The organism is Candidatus Dependentiae bacterium, assembly GCA_016191325.1.
Classification (GTDB): Bacteria; Babelota; Babeliae; order Babelales; family JACPOV01; genus JACPOV01.
Genome location: JACPOV010000008.1, coordinates 89,294 through 106,911, shown reverse-complemented (window position 1 = coordinate 106,911; position 17,618 = coordinate 89,294). Strand labels below are relative to the sequence as shown.

The 17,618-nt window shown below is 37.8% G+C and carries 23 protein-coding genes and 4 tRNA genes; 14 read left to right on the top strand and 13 right to left on the bottom strand.

Features of this window, described 5'->3' with window-relative positions; all coding sequences use genetic code 11:
• The first annotated feature begins 89 nt into the window (after window positions 1–89).
• Window positions 90–1,049 carry a hypothetical protein gene (locus HYX58_00725; protein MBI2774517.1) on the top strand — a complete coding sequence of 320 codons (960 nt, stop codon included), beginning with the start codon at window positions 90–92 and terminating at the stop codon, window positions 1,047–1,049.
• On the opposite strand, the gene HYX58_00720 is transcribed toward HYX58_00725, so the two are convergent.
• The 9 genes from HYX58_00720 to HYX58_00680 form a co-directional block, all read right to left on the bottom strand.
• Entirely contained in the window at window positions 1,029–1,949 is a 921-nt protein-coding gene (locus tag HYX58_00720; GenBank protein ID MBI2774516.1) for an alpha/beta hydrolase, read from the bottom strand. The genes HYX58_00725 and HYX58_00720 overlap by 21 nt on opposite strands.
• Before the next feature lie 19 nt (window positions 1,950–1,968).
• Window positions 1,969–2,295 carry an HIT domain-containing protein gene (locus tag HYX58_00715; GenBank protein MBI2774515.1) on the bottom strand — a complete coding sequence of 109 codons (327 nt, stop codon included), beginning with the start codon at window positions 2,293–2,295 and terminating at the stop codon, window positions 1,969–1,971.
• 16 nt (window positions 2,296–2,311) lie between these two features.
• Window positions 2,312–3,247, bottom strand: a complete 936-nt coding sequence (locus tag HYX58_00710; protein MBI2774514.1) for a hypothetical protein — start codon at window positions 3,245–3,247, stop codon at window positions 2,312–2,314.
• The gene (locus HYX58_00705; GenBank protein MBI2774513.1) at window positions 3,222–3,827 is read right to left on the bottom strand and encodes a hypothetical protein; all 606 of its coding nucleotides are present in this window, start codon (window positions 3,825–3,827) and stop codon (window positions 3,222–3,224) included. Before HYX58_00705 ends, HYX58_00710 begins: the two co-directional genes overlap by 26 nt.
• A 24-nt stretch (window positions 3,828–3,851) precedes the next feature.
• The gene (locus HYX58_00700) at window positions 3,852–4,361 is read right to left on the bottom strand and encodes a hypothetical protein (GenBank protein ID MBI2774512.1); all 510 of its coding nucleotides are present in this window, start codon (window positions 4,359–4,361) and stop codon (window positions 3,852–3,854) included.
• Between the two features lie 56 nt (window positions 4,362–4,417).
• Window positions 4,418–4,813 (bottom strand): hypothetical protein, encoded by a 396-nt coding sequence (locus HYX58_00695; GenBank protein MBI2774511.1) that lies wholly within the window; start codon window positions 4,811–4,813, stop codon window positions 4,418–4,420.
• A gap of 286 nt (window positions 4,814–5,099) precedes the next feature.
• Window positions 5,100–5,187: transfer RNA gene (locus tag HYX58_00690), tRNA-Leu, on the bottom strand.
• Between the two features lie 69 nt (window positions 5,188–5,256).
• On the bottom strand, window positions 5,257–6,435 hold the full coding sequence (locus HYX58_00685) for a type II secretion system F family protein (GenBank protein ID MBI2774510.1): 1,179 nt from the start codon (window positions 6,433–6,435) through the stop codon (window positions 5,257–5,259).
• Window positions 6,422–6,715 (bottom strand): DUF167 domain-containing protein, encoded by a 294-nt coding sequence (locus tag HYX58_00680; GenBank protein ID MBI2774509.1) that lies wholly within the window; start codon window positions 6,713–6,715, stop codon window positions 6,422–6,424. Before HYX58_00680 ends, HYX58_00685 begins: the two co-directional genes overlap by 14 nt.
• Window positions 6,716–6,829: 114 nt before the next feature.
• Between HYX58_00680 and HYX58_00675 the strand changes: the two genes are divergently transcribed.
• The 8 genes from HYX58_00675 (at window position 6,830) to HYX58_00640 (ending at window position 11,577) form a co-directional block, all read left to right on the top strand.
• Window positions 6,830–6,920, top strand: a tRNA-Ser gene (locus tag HYX58_00675).
• Between the two features lie 97 nt (window positions 6,921–7,017).
• Window positions 7,018–7,094 (top strand) — tRNA-Arg (locus HYX58_00670).
• A 96-nt stretch (window positions 7,095–7,190) separates the two neighbouring features.
• Window positions 7,191–7,282 (top strand) — tRNA-Ser (locus tag HYX58_00665).
• Window positions 7,283–7,516: 234 nt separating this feature from the next.
• Complete coding sequence (locus HYX58_00660; protein ID MBI2774508.1) at window positions 7,517–8,026, top strand: hypothetical protein; 510 nt, start codon at window positions 7,517–7,519, stop codon at window positions 8,024–8,026.
• A complete protein-coding gene (locus HYX58_00655) occupies window positions 8,026–8,733 on the top strand; it encodes a DNA alkylation repair protein (GenBank protein MBI2774507.1) in 708 nt (235 codons plus the stop codon). The genes HYX58_00660 and HYX58_00655 overlap by 1 nt, the downstream gene beginning before the upstream one ends.
• 85 nt (window positions 8,734–8,818) lie before the next feature.
• A complete protein-coding gene (locus tag HYX58_00650; GenBank protein MBI2774506.1) occupies window positions 8,819–10,462 on the top strand; it encodes a WD40 repeat domain-containing protein in 1,644 nt (547 codons plus the stop codon).
• A gap of 105 nt (window positions 10,463–10,567) precedes the next feature.
• The gene (locus tag HYX58_00645) at window positions 10,568–10,957 is read left to right on the top strand and encodes a VOC family protein (GenBank protein ID MBI2774505.1); all 390 of its coding nucleotides are present in this window, start codon (window positions 10,568–10,570) and stop codon (window positions 10,955–10,957) included.
• Entirely contained in the window at window positions 10,957–11,577 is a 621-nt protein-coding gene (locus tag HYX58_00640) for a LysE family transporter (protein ID MBI2774504.1), read from the top strand. Before HYX58_00645 ends, HYX58_00640 begins: the two co-directional genes overlap by 1 nt.
• 2 nt (window positions 11,578–11,579) lie before the next feature.
• Here HYX58_00640 and HYX58_00635 read toward each other — a convergent pair whose 3' ends face one another.
• Window positions 11,580–12,023: a hypothetical protein gene (locus HYX58_00635; GenBank protein ID MBI2774503.1), complete on the bottom strand. Its 444-nt coding sequence runs from the start codon at window positions 12,021–12,023 to the stop codon at window positions 11,580–11,582.
• 176 nt (window positions 12,024–12,199) lie between these two features.
• Here HYX58_00635 and HYX58_00630 point away from each other — a divergent pair, with 176 nt between their 5' ends.
• The 3 genes from HYX58_00630 (at window position 12,200) to HYX58_00620 (ending at window position 14,543) form a co-directional block, all read left to right on the top strand.
• Window positions 12,200–13,759 carry a carotenoid oxygenase family protein gene (locus HYX58_00630; protein ID MBI2774502.1) on the top strand — a complete coding sequence of 520 codons (1,560 nt, stop codon included), beginning with the start codon at window positions 12,200–12,202 and terminating at the stop codon, window positions 13,757–13,759.
• Window positions 13,760–13,776: 17 nt separating this feature from the next.
• Complete coding sequence (locus HYX58_00625) at window positions 13,777–14,244, top strand: hypothetical protein (protein ID MBI2774501.1); 468 nt, start codon at window positions 13,777–13,779, stop codon at window positions 14,242–14,244.
• Between the two features lie 116 nt (window positions 14,245–14,360).
• Window positions 14,361–14,543, top strand: a complete 183-nt coding sequence (locus tag HYX58_00620; protein MBI2774500.1) for a DUF1328 domain-containing protein — start codon at window positions 14,361–14,363, stop codon at window positions 14,541–14,543.
• Between the two features lie 152 nt (window positions 14,544–14,695).
• Here the strand turns inward: HYX58_00620 and HYX58_00615 are convergent, their stop codons facing one another.
• The 3 genes from HYX58_00615 to HYX58_00605 all read right to left on the bottom strand — a co-directional run bounded on the left by HYX58_00615 (window position 14,696) and on the right by HYX58_00605 (window position 16,107).
• Window positions 14,696–14,905 carry a hypothetical protein gene (locus tag HYX58_00615; GenBank protein MBI2774499.1) on the bottom strand — a complete coding sequence of 70 codons (210 nt, stop codon included), beginning with the start codon at window positions 14,903–14,905 and terminating at the stop codon, window positions 14,696–14,698.
• A gap of 46 nt (window positions 14,906–14,951) precedes the next feature.
• Window positions 14,952–15,155, bottom strand: a complete 204-nt coding sequence (locus tag HYX58_00610; protein MBI2774498.1) for a hypothetical protein — start codon at window positions 15,153–15,155, stop codon at window positions 14,952–14,954.
• A gap of 259 nt (window positions 15,156–15,414) precedes the next feature.
• Window positions 15,415–16,107 carry a Bax inhibitor-1/YccA family protein gene (locus tag HYX58_00605; GenBank protein ID MBI2774497.1) on the bottom strand — a complete coding sequence of 231 codons (693 nt, stop codon included), beginning with the start codon at window positions 16,105–16,107 and terminating at the stop codon, window positions 15,415–15,417.
• 218 nt (window positions 16,108–16,325) lie between these two features.
• Here HYX58_00605 and trxA point away from each other — a divergent pair, with 218 nt between their 5' ends.
• On the top strand, window positions 16,326–16,646 hold the full coding sequence (trxA, locus tag HYX58_00600) for a thioredoxin (protein ID MBI2774496.1): 321 nt from the start codon (window positions 16,326–16,328) through the stop codon (window positions 16,644–16,646).
• A gap of 190 nt (window positions 16,647–16,836) precedes the next feature.
• Window positions 16,837–17,553: a hypothetical protein gene (locus HYX58_00595; protein MBI2774495.1), complete on the top strand. Its 717-nt coding sequence runs from the start codon at window positions 16,837–16,839 to the stop codon at window positions 17,551–17,553.
• The last annotated feature ends 65 nt before the right edge of the window (window positions 17,554–17,618 follow it).

The following is a 17,618-nucleotide window of genomic DNA, read 5'->3' as shown; positions in this document are numbered from 1 at the left end:
ACACAGACTCCAATAGTACGAATTTAGTTTTCTTAAAAGATGAAAAATATTCCAACTTTTCCATGTACAATTTAAAGAGAAGTATTTTCATGAACCTCCAGTTTTCACCAAAGATATTATTAGCAGTTTCTCTTCTCACCTCATTAAGCTCGTGCTCGATCACTACAGATCATTATTCTGAAGCAACAGAGGATATATCGCCAATACATCAACCACTCGTTAATGAAAATCGACAAGTTTCGCCGGTGTTATTAGAATTATTAAATGAATTGCACGTCGAGCACACTGGAAATTTAGAAGGCATTGTTGCTGCTACGCAGAAAAAATTCTTACGACCTGCTGGCAAAGAGCGCTGGGAAATCGTGGATATTTATAAAGATGCGCATCCGGAAAAAATTAGAAGTATTATAGAAAAAATTGGACTTATTCATCAACACGCGCCAGAACAAAAAGAGTACGCGTATGCCCTCTTGCTTGGAGCTACCGTTCAACGAATGACCGATCGATTATTGTATCTGCTAGAGCTATCGCAAAAAAATATTATACCAGAAAAAATAATAGTCTTAGTTGGCGCTCGTCCATTGGATCCCAATATTGAAAACAGTTCAGCGATTATTACTGCTCTTAACAAATTACCATTAAAAAACGCGGTCGTAGAAAAAGATCTTGAAATTAAAACTGAAGCACAAGCCGCGCGACTTATTTTTGAAAAAGTGGCATTATCCGGACAATTAAAAAAAACAACAATTTCCATAGTGGAAACTCCAATGCAACAAAAAAATGATGGCTCGATTGTGCGCCCCACAACTGCCGATACCATCAATCAATGGTTAAAGGAAAACCCAACACCTGGCAAAGTCTTGGCAATTTCTAATCAACCATTTATAGGATATCAAAACGCAGTTTTGCAAACCCATCTGCCAAAATCATTCATTATTGAAACCGTGGGCGAACGAGCTGATGAAAAAACAACATTAGCCGTATACTTGGATAACTTAGCCCGCTGGCTTTACCAAGAAGAAAAAAGATTAGCTACCGATAACAATTGAATTAAGAAATATATTTATTCGCTCCCGATATTCATGCGGCTTATCAGTAAAGATTCTTGCATGGCCTGATCCAGAGACAACCCACAACTCTTTTGGTGCGGTGATTTCTTGATAAATTCTATGAGCATTTTCGATCGGCACTGTTTCATCATCTTCGGAATGAATCATGAGCACCGGAATTTTAAGTTGACGAGCAGAAGCGATCGAATCAACTTCAGTTAAATTGAAATTGCGCAATCGTTCTAAAAATTTTCTGCCAACTATACTAAAAGGAAAATGTGGCAATTTATAACGATGCGTTAGCATACGGTGTACTTGTTCATCCAAGCGCGCAAAAGGTGCATCCAGAATAATTACATCGCACAAATTCGATTCAACCGCAGCGCAAAGCAGTGTTACCGCTCCCATGGAAACACCAATACCAATAATAGGAAAATTCTCAGTTTCCTCATTGTTTTTTAGAAACTGCAATGCTGCAATAACATCATTTTTTTCATAGTAACCGATGCTCGAATGCTCCCCTTTACTTTCTCCATGAGCACGATAATCAAAAAGGAGAATGTTATCATTTGGAAACATGAGAGCGAATCGATGCATTCTTTCTTTGGCCATACGGTATCCGTGACAAACAAGAATATTTTTCTTTGCTTGCGGTCGCGTAAGCAGCAACCCAGAAATTTTAATTGAATCTGTTGTAACAAATGAAATTGGCTTTGCTTGAAAAATGTTAAGAAGCACATTGTTAAAAAGAGCATGCTCTTCTTTTCTGCGAGCAGGATATTCCGGCCGATTTGTATGCCGGTACAGCATTATGCAAAGCAAAGCAGATAGTAATAACGTTGCGATAACCAAAAAGATAGGAAAAATTCTGAGAAATTTGAAAACTTTATTTCGATTCATAGCACCCTCTTGGGCACTACTATACTGATTCAATACTATCGCCCGCTAGAAAATGCATATGCAGATGAGGAACATGCTGGAATCTTCCACTATTAATCGCTAGCTTAAATGAAGTGTTGCCAATCTTTTCAGAAAGCGTACGCACCATACCAAACATTTTACCAGCAAGCTCTTGATCGTTCAGCGAAAGAACATTTGAGATGTGTTTTTTTGGAATAATTAAATAGTGAATTGGCGCTTTAGGATAAAGATCTTTCAATACAACCAAATCTTTAGTTTCTGCAATAAACTCGGATGGGATTTCTTTTGAAATAATTTTACAAAAGATGCAGGAATCGAATGCCATAGAAAAACCTTAAGAATTAATGTTTAATGCCGTAATATTCTTCAATTTTAGCGCGCAATAATGTTTGTCGATTTTTACTTCCTTTTTTTACTGACTCTAGCATTGCCACGCTTTTTTGAACGTCATCGGGAGCGTCCACAAAAGTATTTATCACTTTTGCCCCAATCGCTACTTTATCAAAAAGAGGAAGCGCATCAACCACTTCTTTTGATTCGTAAAGAAGCTGTACAGCAGTATCACCACCAATCAATGCAGAGGCTTTACTTGCAACTCCCGCGGTCGCCGTTTTTATTCCTGTAGTAATCGCTGTTGCTTTTGCAGCAACGACAGTTCCAGGAAGTAAAACTGGTGCACATATTAAAAACGCACCTGTTGCCCCAATCACTACAACTACGCCTATAACAATTTTTGTTCCTGTGGCCATTCCTGTTTGATTTTGAGGAGGATGAGACCGCGATGCAGGAAGTTCGTCCATTACAGCATTGAATTCAGCATTAAATTTACTTAAAGGCTCAAAACCAGAGACTGCCGCATAGAAATCTGAAACTTTTTCGCAATTATATGGCAGCTGATTTTTTTCACGAAAATTATAAGCATTTTGAGAAACACATTTAATGAGCTCTTCTTCCGCTTTTTTAATTTCGCTGCCTCGATCATTAAAACGTTTTATTAATTGCTGCGATTCGGTTGGGTGCACGAAGCCAAGTGTCATATATCCTATATTGTATCCAGCTCTGGCGACTTCGATTCCACTTTGAATAGGATTAATGGCATCAATCGCGTAATCCATATCGAAATATCCTATAGACGCAGGCTTTGTAATCTCGATTCCATATCGAGTATTATCTATTGGCTCGATGGTTTGAGCAATGCTGATTAGTTGAAAGCTTGCTGAGCACAATAACCAAATTATGCGTAATTTATACTTATCTATTATTTTTGCTGAATGCATACGTAATCTTGTCTAATGCCTCTTGCCCTGCGACCGCTGCATAAAAATCACTTAACACCTCACATGCTCGAGGCAAGCCGTTGTGCTCTTTTTCACCTTTTTTATTTTTCACCAAACAACGATTTAATTCATCTTCAGCATCTAAGAGTTCTAAATTCTTTACAACTAATCGTTTGCGAAGTTTGGTTTCAGGACTTGGCGAAATAGAATCTTGAACAAAACTGATAAATTCATAACCAGATTTCATTATGTAAATAGTGGTTCCCGCGACAGTGATGACTTTAAATGCTGTCTCTGCTTTTTCCTTTAAGTCTCGAAATATTTCATTGTTTTCTTTTTGAGCGTCACCTATTTTATGAAGTCCAGCAGCGCATTGTTCAGTGTTTTGAACTATTTCTTTTTTTAGTGCAAGTTCTTGCTCAATACTTCTTTGCTCGTCGATATTTTTTCTCTCCTTTGAATGCCAAATATCGTCCGCTAAATTAATAATTTTTTTTACTGCGTCAAATATAATTTCCCCCGCAGAACAATGCGATTCGATTGGAAATGCGAGCAAAACAAAAAAGAATATCTTTTTCATCACAAAAATCCTTTGATTTTTTAGCTATTTTATTATTTTCTTACCTAAGCTGGCAATTTCTCTCATTATGATTTCCCATCGCTTAAGCAGTTCTTTCAAGGAAACTAATTCACAGCCATATCTGATTAGAAAATATTTTAGTACATCTATATCTTTATCAAAGAGCCGATCATCTTCGCTAAATAAAAAATTAGTTGCTATAAATTTCTTATCTTTGCCTTGCATCGCTTCCAAGCTCTCAAAAAAATCCCGACACTCTTTTTCTATAATTGAACTTATTTCTCGGCTATCAAATTTCTTCTCTTCATCAATTTTCTTTAATTCTTTTTCTTTTTGATCAAAAACAACTACGATCTGGTCACGGATACGCTTTTCCATAAAACTTATCAGTTGCTCTTTTTCAATAATTTCATCGTTCAAAGCATGTAACTGTTGTTCTTTTTCTTTCAGCTCAATGATTTTTTTATCATCTTTTGCATTAATAGAAACAACGAGAAATACCATCAACAACGCTGCTGTGTATCTTTTGATCATAAAACTTCCTAGTGTTTTTGTGCTCAACCATAAATAAGTAATTCGGCCTCTTATACTTATTTATTATCATTGAATGCATATTTAATTTTGTTTAATGCTTCATATCCCGCTACTGCTGCATAAAAATCGCCCACTTCGCCGCAGGCCCTCGGCAGTCCATTATTCTCTCTTGCACCATTTTCATTATTCGCTAAACAGCGATTCAATTCTCTTTCTGCTCGAAGGTTTTCCAAATTTCGGGTGGTCAATTCTTTGCGAAGCTCAGTTTCAGGATTTGATGAAATAGAATCACAGACAAAATCTACTAACTGATACACAGATTTAATTATTACAATACTACTCGCTACCATATTAATAGCCTTGTAGATGTTTTCCACTTTATTCGTGTCGTCTGCATTGGAGGTAAAAACTAAGAAGCTCATTAACAATGCTGTGAAACATTTTCTTATCATAAAGAACGTCCTAATTGGCTTTGTGTTTCGTAAACAAAAAATTAAAACAGATCCGATCAATATAATATAAAAAAAGCTTAGAGATTACTACCGCTGAATCGCAGTATTGAAAGAGAGAAAGATATTAAGATAGGTCAATATAGAATATATCGTGAATAGATCTTTAGAATTGATTGCCCTACTTCGCTCGTTCGAGCTTCGAAGGGCATACTTCGCTTCAATTTGCCTCTGATTGCTTATTGCAATCCATAAAAACTGGCCCGCCATAAGAAGCCTTGGCGAAGTATGGTGCCGGAAGTCGGACTCGAACCGACATGGTGTTAAACACCGCGGGATTTTGAGTCCCGTGCGTCTACCAATTCCGCCATCCCGGCACACTGAATAAAGAGTACCTAAAAAAACTAAGCCGGTCAACGCAAAATCGTGCTATTAACAGGTCTACTTCAGGAAATAATCATCGAAAGATCAAAAAGTGGAATATAAATTGCCACAATAAGCGCAAGAACCAGAAACGCGAGCACCATCATAAGAACTGGTTGAAAAAGAGCAGTGATCAGCGACAACTGACGGTTCACCTTTTCTTGATAAAGCTCAGCGCTTTTTATTAATAATAGACCGAGATTGCTTGATTGTTCACCAACGGAAACCAAACCACAAATCTCGGGCGAAAAAAGACCGCAATCTTCTAAGGCCTGACTGAGCGATTTTCCGTGATTTACATTCTCTTCAACGCTCATGAGCTCATACGCTATCCATCGGTTTTTTACGGCACTGCGCGCAATTTCAAGCGCGTACGCAATGCGCACTTTTCCAGAAACCAGCAGGCCAACTGCATAAAGATAAGAAGCTGCATTATTTTGGCGCACTAATGCACCAACGAACGGTATATTAAATATAATTTTACTGCTTTGAGGAATGCGGCGTATCGCATATCTAAAAATCAAAGCGAATAATACAAATGAAGAAAGAATCAGCGCTCCACCAAAACTGGTGAGAAGCGAACTGATAGCGATCATAATGCGTGTTATTTGCGGCAGCTCATGCCCTGCGCTGATAAATAATGAACTAATAGTCGGCACGATGCCAATCATGATAAAAATTACGATGAGGATAAAAGTCCCGAGTGTAATGAGCGGCACTAATGCCGCGCTTCGTAATTTTTTATAAAAGGCATCGCGAGATTCTGCATAGGCTGCGATCATCTCGAGTGCTTGCGCTAATTTACCCGATTCGTGGCCAGCTTTAATCATCTGGATCGAAACGTAATCAAAAATACCTGCCGATTCTAGAGCGTTTGCTATTGGAGTACCGTGCTGTACCTCTATGCTAATATCTTCAAGTAATTCGCGAAATGAACTATGCGCCGTTTGCAATGCAAGTAACCCGATGGCGCGATCAATATAAACGCCAGAACCGACAAGAATCGCGAGTTGTCTAAAGAAATTGATTTTCACCGCAATGGTAATGCGCTGCATAAACGATTGTTTCTTCAATCGAGCGTTCATTAATCCAATATCTTTATGCAAAAGCTGTTCATCAAGATCGCGTAAACTCCGCGCTCTTAAAACCCCTCGTAAAACACGACCATCAAGCGCTACGCCAGCCCATTTAAAATACGGCATGTTGCTCCCCTTGCTCGAGCCCTAATTTTTTATACACTTCTTGCATCGTCCACGTTCCTTCAAGCGAAAGCTTTTTGTTCCTGCTTGTAAAACCCGAAACGAGGCTCACCTGATTCTTTGCTAAACCCATTCGAGCTGCCACCAATCCGATAAGTTCTTCATTGGCTTTTCCCTTTTCAGCTTGGTTTTTTAAATAGCATTTGAGCTTGCCAGATTTATCCCTTATTAAGCGCTGAGTTCCTGATGCGGGTATCACTTTGATCTCAATAATAAATGCCATAAAACTCCAGCTTGAAAGAACGCCATAATATGGGTAAAATCATATAAGACTCTTGCATTAAATAGCAAATCATTTATCCTTGTTGCATGTTGAAATATGGCTCGCATGCACGATGGAGAGATGGCTGAGTGGTCTAAAGCGCTTGCCTGCTAAGCAAGAGCTCCAGAAATGGGGCGCGAGGGTTCGAATCCCTCTCTCTCCGCCAGTCTTCGCTTATCCACGGCATTTACCTCGGCGAGCGATACCTAGCACAGCAAGCTTCATCGGTGAGCTGTATTTTTGAAATTACACTGAAATTATACGCGCCTATAGCTCAACTGGACAGAGCGTCAGACTACGGATCTGAAGGTTAGAGGTTCGACTCCTCTTAGGCGCACCAGTCTTCGCTTATCCAGGGCTTCCGCCTTGGCAAGCTTCGCCTGGCGCTGCCAGTCTTCGCGCTCTGAAGATGGCAACGAATTTGAAATTATTATGTGGAGAGATGGCAGAGCGGTCTAATGCGGCGGTCTTGAAAACCGTTATCCTGAGAGATCGGGATCGAGGGTTCGAATCCCTCTCTCTCCTCCAGTCTCAGCCCTAAAGGGCTACGCCTGGCACGGCCAGCTAAATGCGGAGACTGCCCGGCATAGCCTTTCGCGACGACGGGCTAATCTGACTTTTCTCTACGTTAATCAAAAATAAAAACATCATCATATCTTCTGTTCAACAAAATAATTTATCTACTGTATCTTATTTTATTTATCTTGGTATCCCATTAAAATGGGCTTTAAATCTTTGGACAATTAAAGAGAAGAAATCCTCATGAAAAAAATAGTTATTATAGTAATGATCGTTTTAGCAAACCGTATTAGTGGAATGGAAAAAAAGGTTACTGAAACTGATCTAGTTTCTTTTGCCGAAAAAAACCTGAAACAAATGGCTCAGATTAATCAAGGCATTCAACTTATTGAAATCATTAAAAGTGTTGGTACCGATACAACTGAGTCAAAAAAAACAACTAAGAAAACATATCGAGTAGTAAGAAATCCGCAGACTGAAATTGCAGAATCAACGCATTCTATACGAAACAAAACCAGATTCAATACGGACGGCTCAGTTGAGTATCATGCCGCTCTCGAATTATATAAAAGCACATTACCAGACGAAAAGAAAAAAATATTAGAACAAGAACATGAAGAAGAAGATACACTTCTGGGATTATATAACATCGATTGCGCAAATGAATCGTTCACTCCAGAAAAAGAAGAGACAGCTGCGGTAGTTGATTCTAGTGAAAAAATCGAAGAACAAAATAAGATCGACGGTAAATAATGAATACTCAAGCTATCATTTCTGAACTTCATAACGATCTCCTTAAAAATAGCGATCCTGTGCGCCGCGAGCAAGCCAAACGATTTTTTAAAGAAGAGGTTAATCATCTTGGCGTTGCCGTTCCAGTTGTTCGTAAAATTTCTGCAGCGCATTTTTCAGAAGTTAAGCATCTTGATAAAAAAGAAATTTTTCAGATTTGTGAAAAATTACTAAAAAAAGAACAAGAATTTCAAATTATCGCATTTGACTGGCTCAATAAAATAAGAAAAAAATTTGAACCGTCTGATTTTGAATTCTTTCAATATTGCCTTGAGAACTATGTATCCAACTGGGCATCATGCGATGATTTCTGCGCGCATGCGCTTGGTTTTTTTCTTTATAAGTTTCCTCAGTTTTTACCAAAATTAAAAATATGGGCGCGCTCTGAAAACAGATGGATGCGCCGCGCAAGTGCCGTTTCTCTTATTTATTCGCTGCGTAAAGATTTTTATTTAGAAGATGCTTTTGAGTTAGCCACAATTTTACTCGAAGATAAAGATGATCTTGTGCAAAAAGGCTACGGCTGGATGCTTAAAGAAGCAACTAAAACAAGACAAAAAGAAGTCTTCACCTTTGTCATGAATCACAAAGCGAAAATGCCCCGCACTGCCCTCCGTTATTCAATTGAAAAACTCCCTTCGGCAATGAAGCAAGAAGCGATGAGATAAATCTCTCAATATGATAAAAGCCTTCGCTAAAATTATTTAATTTTATTGCTGCTTTCTTTATAGTGATCCCAAAAAGGACACTTCTATGAAGCGATTAATTTTACTATTAATTACGATTTTTTTTCCAGCCAATGCATCGGCGTACTTAAAGCTTTCAGTTTTAGATTCGCAACAACAATCAAATGAAATAACTCTTTCTGAACAAGATTCGAAACTATTAATCAAATTTTCACAAGTAATCGAAAATTTAGTAGGCGATATTGATTCCAAAACGCAATCAGCTTCTATCCCTTTACCTTTTTCTAAGCGACAACTTGACCTTATTTTGAGTTTCCTCAAATTTGAAAATGAAAAAGATGAAAAGCTGGTACATCGTGCTTCTCAATTGCCTCTAGAAACTATTGAATCTCTTTTGATCAATTCTGATTACTTGGGCATAGAGTCTCTTCAAACTATTTTTGAGAGAGCATTAGCAAGAAAGATTACAAGCCCAACAGAATTAAAAAAATTCTTGCGTGATCCTTCATATATAAAAAGCTTACGACTCCCCGACGTGTTAAGAAAAAGCCTTACGCAGGAAGTTACCAAACAAGCATGGGAGAATATGCTTCCCATGTTATCATCTCTGAAAGTAGAGAATAAGATTATAGCTCATGAAGGCGGTGAAGTTTTAAGCCTTGAAGCAACGGGTAATAAACTTTGTGCGAGCGTAGCCGATGGAAAAATTAGAATTTTAAATCTACAAACAGGAAAATCATCTACATTAACGACAAATCCCTCAGATTTCTCTGCACTCGTATGTAAAAATCCGTTCGCTTATTCTAGTGATGAATCAGGAACAATAACCGTTTGGGATTTAGAAAAATTAGCGAAACTTCAAGAATTGAAAAAGCATTCTTGGGCAGTTTTAGCATTAACATTGAATAATGATGGCACCTTTCTTTTTTCTTCAGGTAAGGATCACGCTCTTAATAAATGGGATACCAAAACAGGAAAACTAATAGCTACGCTTGAAACACCAAAAGAATATGCTTGGGCATTAGTCGCAAACGATCCCCTTTTGTTTATAGGATTATCAGATGGCGCCATTAAAGCGTATGATTTCATAAATGATGCACCCGCTTATGAGTTAAAAGGGCATGCCAAACGAATATCAAAACTTATTTTTGATCAAAGCAAAAAAATTCTTTTTTCTGCCGATGCCGCAGGAATAATCTGCGCATGGGATCTTGAAAAAAAAGAACCATTTTTTAGATCTTCAAATCATGACAAAGAAATTAATACCCTTGCGCATGCAACTGATGGCTTTCTTTTTTCTGGTGGCCAAGATGGAACCATTCGGCTCTGGGATGATAAAACAGGCCAATTGCTCTTCACTATTGCAAGCGTAACCCCTCGTATGATTTCTGGGCTAGCACTTCAAGATAATAATCTATTAATTTCTGGCTCTTTTGATAAAACAATTCGCCGCTGGAATCTGCAATCTTTAAAAAAAACCATCCATTCTTTGCGCAATAATTTGACGTTGGAGCAAGCGCTCATGCTTGTTGCACCGGAGACTATAGATTTCAAAAAATATCCCCATCTATTAAGCTCATTTAAGAATTTGGATGAAGAGATTCAATGTCTGGCTATAGAATCAAAGCATGTTTTGCCCCCAAATCTTTCATGGAGCGCCCCAGTTTTGACCGGTTATCAGTTCTTAAAATCAATTTTTGGTAATAAATAGTTGAATCGAATCAACCCACAGAAATACTAAGAGCCTTTTTTACAAGAATCGCAAAACGTGTTAGCATTTTATTAAGTTTAATATATAAACCTTAGGGACTTTTTTATGATCAACTATCTTTCACATCTTACGATTTTAGTAAAAAACCAGGACGAAGCGCTTAAATTTTACACCGAAAAAATTGGTTTTGAAAAACATACCGATGCTCAATTTGGGCAAATGCGTTGGTTAACGTTAAATCCAAAAGGAAGCCAGAATTTAGAGTTTGCTTTAATGCTTCCTGAATCACAAGAAGATTTAGCTCTGGTTGGCAAACAGGGTGGTTCTTTTCCACTCGCTTGCATGATTACCGATAACTGCAAAAAGGATTACCAAGAAATGAAATCTCGAGGCGTTGAGTTTATTATGGAACCAACCACCGAAGAGTGGGGAACGCAAGCTGTTTTTAAAGATCTTTATGGAAATATGTTTAATATGGTCGAATTACCAAAATAATGGATTTATCTTTTTTTATTAAAGGAATTATTATTGGAGCTGCAATCGCGTTTCCGGTAGGACCTATCGGAATTTTGTGCTTGCGAAGATTGTTGATTCAAGGCCCCCTTATGGGAATAGCTTCAGGATTTGGTGCAGCGACTGCGGATGTTGTTTTTGCAGTTGCTGCACTTTTGAGTCTTGGGTTTTTGTCGGCTCATCTAACACAGTTTGCTTTTGCCATACGGCTTTCAAGTAGCATTCTCTTATCAATTTTAGGAATCGTCATCTTATCATCTAAGCCGCCGCAAGCGATGCAGTCGAAAAGTCCGCTCAATATTTTGGAATCGTACGTTACTACATTTTTCCTCACACTCGCCAACCCTATTATTATTCTTACGCTTATTTTTCTCTTTGCTGCAGTCGGCATTGATCATGAACTTGATCGCACGAGCGAACTTATTTTAACTGCAAGTGGTGTATTCATCGGATCGGCTATTTGGTGGATTGTGCTTGGCATACTTGCCGCTTATTTTCAACCTAAAATTAAAGCCTCTACATTCAGGCGTATCAATCAATTTTCAGGAATTGGCATTATGAGCTTTGGCATTCTTTCACTCATCAAACTTATTTTGAAATAAGATCATTTTTTAGAAAACAAACCGCTCATACTGCAGAGCTCATATCTCGTATTTTTACCAAATGTCTTTTTTACCGCCAATAAATCGGGCTCCTTCAATACGCACCATTCTATTCTTGTATTGCTTGTGTTCAGAAGCTTCGTTTCAATTAAATTATTAACATCTGCCATTTTTAATTTATTTATTGATCCATCATTTAAAACGTTTTCGCCCACGTCAAAAAGAAAATATTTCTTATGAAACGAGCTACTTACAAGAGCAGCAATAAAATACCACGCGTCGTTTTTTACAATAGCCGGTTGATCTTTTGTTTCTTTATTCGTTTCCCCCAAGACTGTTAACTGCTTGGCAATAATTGGAGTGATTTCCACCTCGCTAATAACAGCTTTACCTGTAGTGGCAATGAGCAAAAAGATAATTGCACTATGAATGTGGTGTTTAGCCATATATTTTCCCTTTCTCTAGCATGTAAGTATGCATCGAATAAATGCACATCTCTATTTTTTTGATAGCTTTTATTCATGCGCGCAAATCATTTTCTGTTTGAAATAACAACTTGCTCAATTTATCGCTAATGTTTATACTACAACTATTATGCATTTATTTTCTGCGGGGGAACGGTATGTTAAAGAAAATCGGTATTTTCGTGGCTGTGTTGTTTTGCGTTGCATTCGGAGCAATTCTATTGCACAGACGGTACACGAAACAAAATCAAAACAGCCTAGGTACCATAGCTGAATATCCCCTACAAACAAAAACCGAATCTTGCGAGCCCGAAAAAATAGAATCAGAATTTATTCGCGGCAACGCTTCAGTTGGATTTTGTTCTGCAGCATGCCAAATCGCTCCCACGTATCTTCAAACAAAAGGAACCATACCAGTATGGCTCCATGGTTTTCTTTTGCGCACCGGCCCCGGCCTTTTTGAAGTGGGTGGTAATACTTTTAAATACTGGTTTGATGGTTTTGCACTCTTACAATCGTTCAAGTTTGATAAAGGAACAGTTCAGTATGCCAGCAAATTCTTACAAAGCGATTACTATAAAGGCGCTATGAAAAGTGGCAAGCTCCCCGTTCAGGAAGAAAAAAAATCATCATTCTTTTCAAAGATGGGCGCATTGCTTGCAAAACGAGAACCGTACGATAACGGCAACATTAATATCATGAAACTTGGCAACCAATTTGTTGCGCTCACAGAATCAACTTTTCCGGTTGCATTCAATCCTATAACATTAGAAACGTATGAATTCGATGATTTTGATGATGATTTAGATGGGCATGTAGTAACACCACACCCGATTATTGATCCGCAAACCGGAAATTCATTTAATGTGCTGACACAATTTGGCACAACGAGTTATTACCATGTTTACTCAATTGCACCAAACAGCACGAAGCGCGTAATAATTGCTTCAATTGAAGCAAAACAGCCTTCCTATTTGCATGGGCTTTCCATTACCCAAAACTATATTGTGCTCACGCTCACGCCGTTCGTAGTTAATCCACCAGATCTGCTCTTTGCAATTAAACCATTTCTTGATTACTTTTCTTGGAAGCCAGAGCTGGGCACGACGTTTATTATTATAGATCGAGCAACAGGGCGAATTATCGATTCTATGAAAGCAGAACCTTTTTTTGTTCTCAATCAGGTAAACGCTTTTGAAAAAAATAATGAGATTAATCTTGATATGATTGTTTATCCTGATGCAGGAATCATGAAAGCGACAACTATTGAACATTTGAGAAATCGTCCCGAGTCGTTTGGTGAACGATCTCAACTTACTCGTTTTATCATCAATTTAAAAACCAAAAATGTCACAAAGACAGTTCTTGGAGAAAGTTCAATAGAATTGCCACGCATTAACCCGTTCTTTAAAACGAAACACTATAGATATATTTACGGCATGGGAGCTGGATTTTCAAGTATTCAGAAAATAGATACCGAGAGCGATCGAATCATTGAATGGAAAGAAAACGGTTGCTGCCCAACCGAGCCAGTTTTCATTCCACGTCCTCATGAAAAAAAAGAGGATGATGGTGTGATAATCGCACAAGTGCTCGATACGATCAATTGCACTTCATTTATATTGATACTCGATGCACATAATTTACACGAAATAGGACGTGCTCAATTGCCGAGCATAGTACCATTTAGTTTACATGGCCTTTATAGCCAGGCTTAATATTTAGAAAGGATTTTATGATATTTAACAAAGCACTTATTCTTTTTGCGTGCCTGTTGCCATTTTCAATGTATGCGTCGGTCGATTGGCATCCTATTGCAGATCAAATCGCGCATACACACACGGGCGATTCAAGTTTCAATACGCAGCATGATATATGGATAGGCTCGCATCTTTATACTATTCGTGTAAAACAAGAACCAGTAGTGCAATGTACGATAAATGATACGTACGTCAATGTTCTTGAAAAGACTGTTGAAATTTTAGAAGGCGGTATTGTTATTGAACGAATGACGATACAAAATAACGTGGTAAAAAATTATTCGCGCCATTCGGTGTTCAGTAAATTCGCCTATGGAATTGTTTGGGGACTCTGCGCTCGCTTTGCGTTGCAATTCTTTTTTAACGATAACACAATAAGCCCTGAAGCTAAAGGCTGGATTGCCGGCGCTTACGGCTTTGGTGCTGCATTATCGCTGGATTAATATAATTTGTTTAATTTGTCGCTAGAGAGGGTAATTTTTAAACCCTCTCTTTTTTATTGCTTTTTTTTAGAAAATTGCACTAACGTAGTAAAGATTTAACAAAAAAAGGAGTTACTATGCTATTGGATTGGGTTGTAATTTTTCTGATTCTTGCAATTATCGCAGCGGTTTTTGGATTCGGTGGCTTTGCAGCTGATTTTGCTGGCATAGCAAAAATCTTGTTCGGCCTATTTATAATCCTCTTTGTTTTCTCACTTCTTCATAGAATGATGTACGGCCGCCCACCTCAAGGAATGTAATTCCCTTACGTATCTTGGATGCTTTCTAGCGCCATGATTATTGGATAAAAAAAAGAAGCAGAACGATGCATAAGCTGTTCTGCTTCTTTTAATTTTCTTATGCAAAACTTATGGTTTTTGCATTCGACAAACAACGTTAAAAACTAGGCAAATTACTTATTATTTTGCCAGTCGTTTTTGTTACCTTGTTTTTCGTATTGTTTATTTTGGTCGTGGCCTTGTTTCTTTTGTTGATCTTGGTTAGAAACATTACCTTGTTGACCTTGAGAAGATCCGTGTTTTTCTTTTTGACCTTGGTGCTTTGGATCTTGAACGTTACCTTTTTTGTCATTCCAATTGTTATTGTTATTATTGTGACTCATTGTATTTCCTTTTTTTATAAAAACATATTAATATAGTAAGCTAAATTTAGCGGTACGGGTTTCTGCCGTATGCGCCTTTTCCTTTAGCCTTAACCGCTTTTTTTGTAGTTTTACGTGCTGTAGCTTTTTTAGCGGTTTTCTTTTTGCTGTGAGTATGGTGAGCCTTTTTTCGTTTATTGGTATGTCCCAACAACAAGTCTAAAAGACTGTACTCGTGTTTTTTACGAGTCGATTTTTTTTTGTGTGCCATAAGAGTATCTCCTTTGTTAAACTATAGTTCTCAAGAGTTCTTTGTTTATAAGATTACATTTTTTATATTTCTAATAATGTTATTAAGAACTATTTTAAGCTTAACAATTATGTTCTTTTCCAATCAACACTATTACTAAATGAAATGTATAAAAATTGGCAAACAAGCAAAAACATGGCTATTTACCAGAGAAATAGGCGCTAAAAAAAAGGCCCACCGATAAAGGCGGGCCGTGATAATCGACAAATGTGATAGCAAATTACTCTTCGCGCTTGCTACCCATGACTCTCAATAAGAAAAGGAATAGGTTGAGAAAATCAAGATACATCGTTAAAGCGCCAATTAAAGCCGCTTTGTGTTCAACATCTCCTTGGCCAACCAAAGCATATCCCATCTGCTTAATCTTTTGGCTATCGTACGCCGCAAGCAGCGTAAAGAGGCCAACGCCAATAAGCGAGATGATATAATCAAATTGGGCACTTTTTAAGAAGAAATTGATCAACATAGCAATAATCATGCCAAAAAGAGCCATACGGCCTACTGAACCAATAGATGTTAAATCACTTTGGGTAAAGTAACCATAGAGAGCCATCACAGCAAATGTTGCAGCTGCGACGCCAAACGCTAGATAGATTGAAGTTGCTGTATAGATATAGAAAATTGAAGCAAGCGTAGCACCTGTCAGTACCGAATAACTAACAAATGCGCCGATCGCCATAGGCAAACTCATGCGCATAACCCAACCACTCAATGCAATTACGAGTGCAAATTGAGCTATTATTAAGCCAAAAAACAGAATCTGATTGCCAAATATAGCTCTAAAGAGCGTTGGTGATTGAAATATTGCGTACGATGTGCCCGCAGTTAGCGCAAGCCCTGCTGCCATCCAGCCATATACTTTATACATAAAGTCGGCTATTGATCCGCTCATAGAATAATTACGTTGAAACATAGCTTTCCTCCTTAACAAAAATTTCCATGTAACGATTTCATTCTACGAAAAAAAGGCATTCTAGGCAACAGCCCCCACCTGGAAGACGCGAGAAACACAGTGAAAATTTAGGGTTTGGCATGCACCTCCATAAAAATGCAAGTATCTTGTTTGCCAAGAAAGCGAGTGATATAATCAAAAAACATTCTAAAAAATCATTTTTAATGAGGGATAACAATATGCCAGTTTTAATAACAAAAGATAATTTTGAACAAGAAGTAACTCAATCCAAATTGCCTATTATTATTGATGTTTTTGCAACATGGTGTGGACCTTGCCAATACATGGCTCCAATATTTGATCAGCTAGAAAAGGAACTTGGCGCTTCATACAAATTCACAAAACTCAATGTCGATGAATCTCGAGAGCTCGCTATACAATATGGCGTCACTTCAATTCCAACCTTTGTTTTTATAAAAGATGGCCAAATAAAAGGCAAAGAAACTGGAAGCATCAGCAAAGAAGATTTGATTAAAAAAATAAATACCTATTTCAAATAGTCGCAGCAATTAACAAAAATACAGGGTATGCCAAAAAAGCGTACCCTTTTTTCCAAATTAAATAATTTCTAATTGAAAAATAATAACAAAAAATACCCCGTTTCTTGAGGGTATGCGGTTTCCATTTTTGATCGCTATGTTATACTTTCTAATGGGTTAGAATCAGTTCTAATCGATAATGGAGGTTATCATGCAATTCAAGTTTTTCATCCTTTCTTTAATACTTTCACTTTCATCTGTGCAAACGTATCTCAATGCTGTGCAATTGGCGCGGTTGCAGGTAGAGGAATTTCCGTTAGCTAACGGGCAGCCTCTTACTGGATATGGCGAAGGCGAAAATATTATCGATCAGAATAACAATTTTTACACCGTAGTTATTCGCGTAGAAGCTACGGAAACAAATCCGCTTGAAACCTTGTATCTAAAAAGAAATACATCACGCGAATGCACTGAGATGCTACATCTTCATAATGCCCCTAAATATGTGCGAATAAAGCAACGGCTTATTCATGAAGGCGTAAGAGCACCTGAAATTACTGAAATCACTCCCGTAACGGATGAGGAGGTTTTTCGTGCTCGCTATGAACAAATCCGATCACGATTAGGAAAAATCGGAAAAGAATTCAAATTATCTGATGGTGAGCTTTTTACACTGATTAAAGCAACAGTAAATGATGATACGTATATCGAAACATACTGGAAAGAAGCTGATGCTGTTTATCATAAGAATAGATCCTTTTTCAAGTATGATCAGATTGAACACCGTGCTCGATTGAATCCTAATCCAAAAGAAGATGTTGTCGATGAGAAATTAAGTACGCACTGGCGTAAAAAAAATCTCGCTCTTGCAACGGCGTGTGGAGTCGCTGTGGTTTATGCATTCGGGAATTTCTGGGCAAAGAGATAACATCTCCATAAGAAAAATAGTGTTCAAAAGGGAAGACATAAAAAGTCTTCCCTTTTTTTATAAAA

Coding starts and splice junctions, on each gene's coding strand:
- HYX58_00705 (MBI2774513.1), bottom strand. CDS start 3,827: ATGAAAAAGATATTCTTTTTTGTTTTGCTCGCATTTCCAATCGAATCG.
- HYX58_00645 (MBI2774505.1), top strand. CDS start 10,568: ATGATCAACTATCTTTCACATCTTACGATTTTAGTAAAAAACCAGGAC.
- HYX58_00615 (MBI2774499.1), bottom strand. CDS start 14,905: ATGAGTCACAATAATAACAATAACAATTGGAATGACAAAAAAGGTAAC.
- HYX58_00725 (MBI2774517.1), top strand. CDS start 90: ATGAACCTCCAGTTTTCACCAAAGATATTATTAGCAGTTTCTCTTCTC.
- HYX58_00650 (MBI2774506.1), top strand. CDS start 8,819: ATGAAGCGATTAATTTTACTATTAATTACGATTTTTTTTCCAGCCAAT.
- HYX58_00685 (MBI2774510.1), bottom strand. CDS start 6,435: ATGCCGTATTTTAAATGGGCTGGCGTAGCGCTTGATGGTCGTGTTTTA.
- HYX58_00605 (MBI2774497.1), bottom strand. CDS start 16,107: ATGTTTCAACGTAATTATTCTATGAGCGGATCAATAGCCGACTTTATG.
- HYX58_00610 (MBI2774498.1), bottom strand. CDS start 15,155: ATGGCACACAAAAAAAAATCGACTCGTAAAAAACACGAGTACAGTCTT.
- HYX58_00595 (MBI2774495.1), top strand. CDS start 16,837: ATGCAATTCAAGTTTTTCATCCTTTCTTTAATACTTTCACTTTCATCT.
- HYX58_00720 (MBI2774516.1), bottom strand. CDS start 1,949: ATGAATCGAAATAAAGTTTTCAAATTTCTCAGAATTTTTCCTATCTTT.
- HYX58_00640 (MBI2774504.1), top strand. CDS start 10,957: ATGGATTTATCTTTTTTTATTAAAGGAATTATTATTGGAGCTGCAATC.
- HYX58_00695 (MBI2774511.1), bottom strand. CDS start 4,813: ATGATAAGAAAATGTTTCACAGCATTGTTAATGAGCTTCTTAGTTTTT.
- HYX58_00660 (MBI2774508.1), top strand. CDS start 7,517: ATGAAAAAAATAGTTATTATAGTAATGATCGTTTTAGCAAACCGTATT.
- HYX58_00625 (MBI2774501.1), top strand. CDS start 13,777: ATGATATTTAACAAAGCACTTATTCTTTTTGCGTGCCTGTTGCCATTT.
- HYX58_00715 (MBI2774515.1), bottom strand. CDS start 2,295: ATGGCATTCGATTCCTGCATCTTTTGTAAAATTATTTCAAAAGAAATC.
- trxA (MBI2774496.1), top strand. CDS start 16,326: ATGCCAGTTTTAATAACAAAAGATAATTTTGAACAAGAAGTAACTCAA.
- HYX58_00630 (MBI2774502.1), top strand. CDS start 12,200: ATGTTAAAGAAAATCGGTATTTTCGTGGCTGTGTTGTTTTGCGTTGCA.
- HYX58_00700 (MBI2774512.1), bottom strand. CDS start 4,361: ATGATCAAAAGATACACAGCAGCGTTGTTGATGGTATTTCTCGTTGTT.
- HYX58_00680 (MBI2774509.1), bottom strand. CDS start 6,715: ATGGCATTTATTATTGAGATCAAAGTGATACCCGCATCAGGAACTCAG.
- HYX58_00710 (MBI2774514.1), bottom strand. CDS start 3,247: ATGCATTCAGCAAAAATAATAGATAAGTATAAATTACGCATAATTTGG.
- HYX58_00635 (MBI2774503.1), bottom strand. CDS start 12,023: ATGGCTAAACACCACATTCATAGTGCAATTATCTTTTTGCTCATTGCC.
- HYX58_00620 (MBI2774500.1), top strand. CDS start 14,361: ATGCTATTGGATTGGGTTGTAATTTTTCTGATTCTTGCAATTATCGCA.
- HYX58_00655 (MBI2774507.1), top strand. CDS start 8,026: ATGAATACTCAAGCTATCATTTCTGAACTTCATAACGATCTCCTTAAA.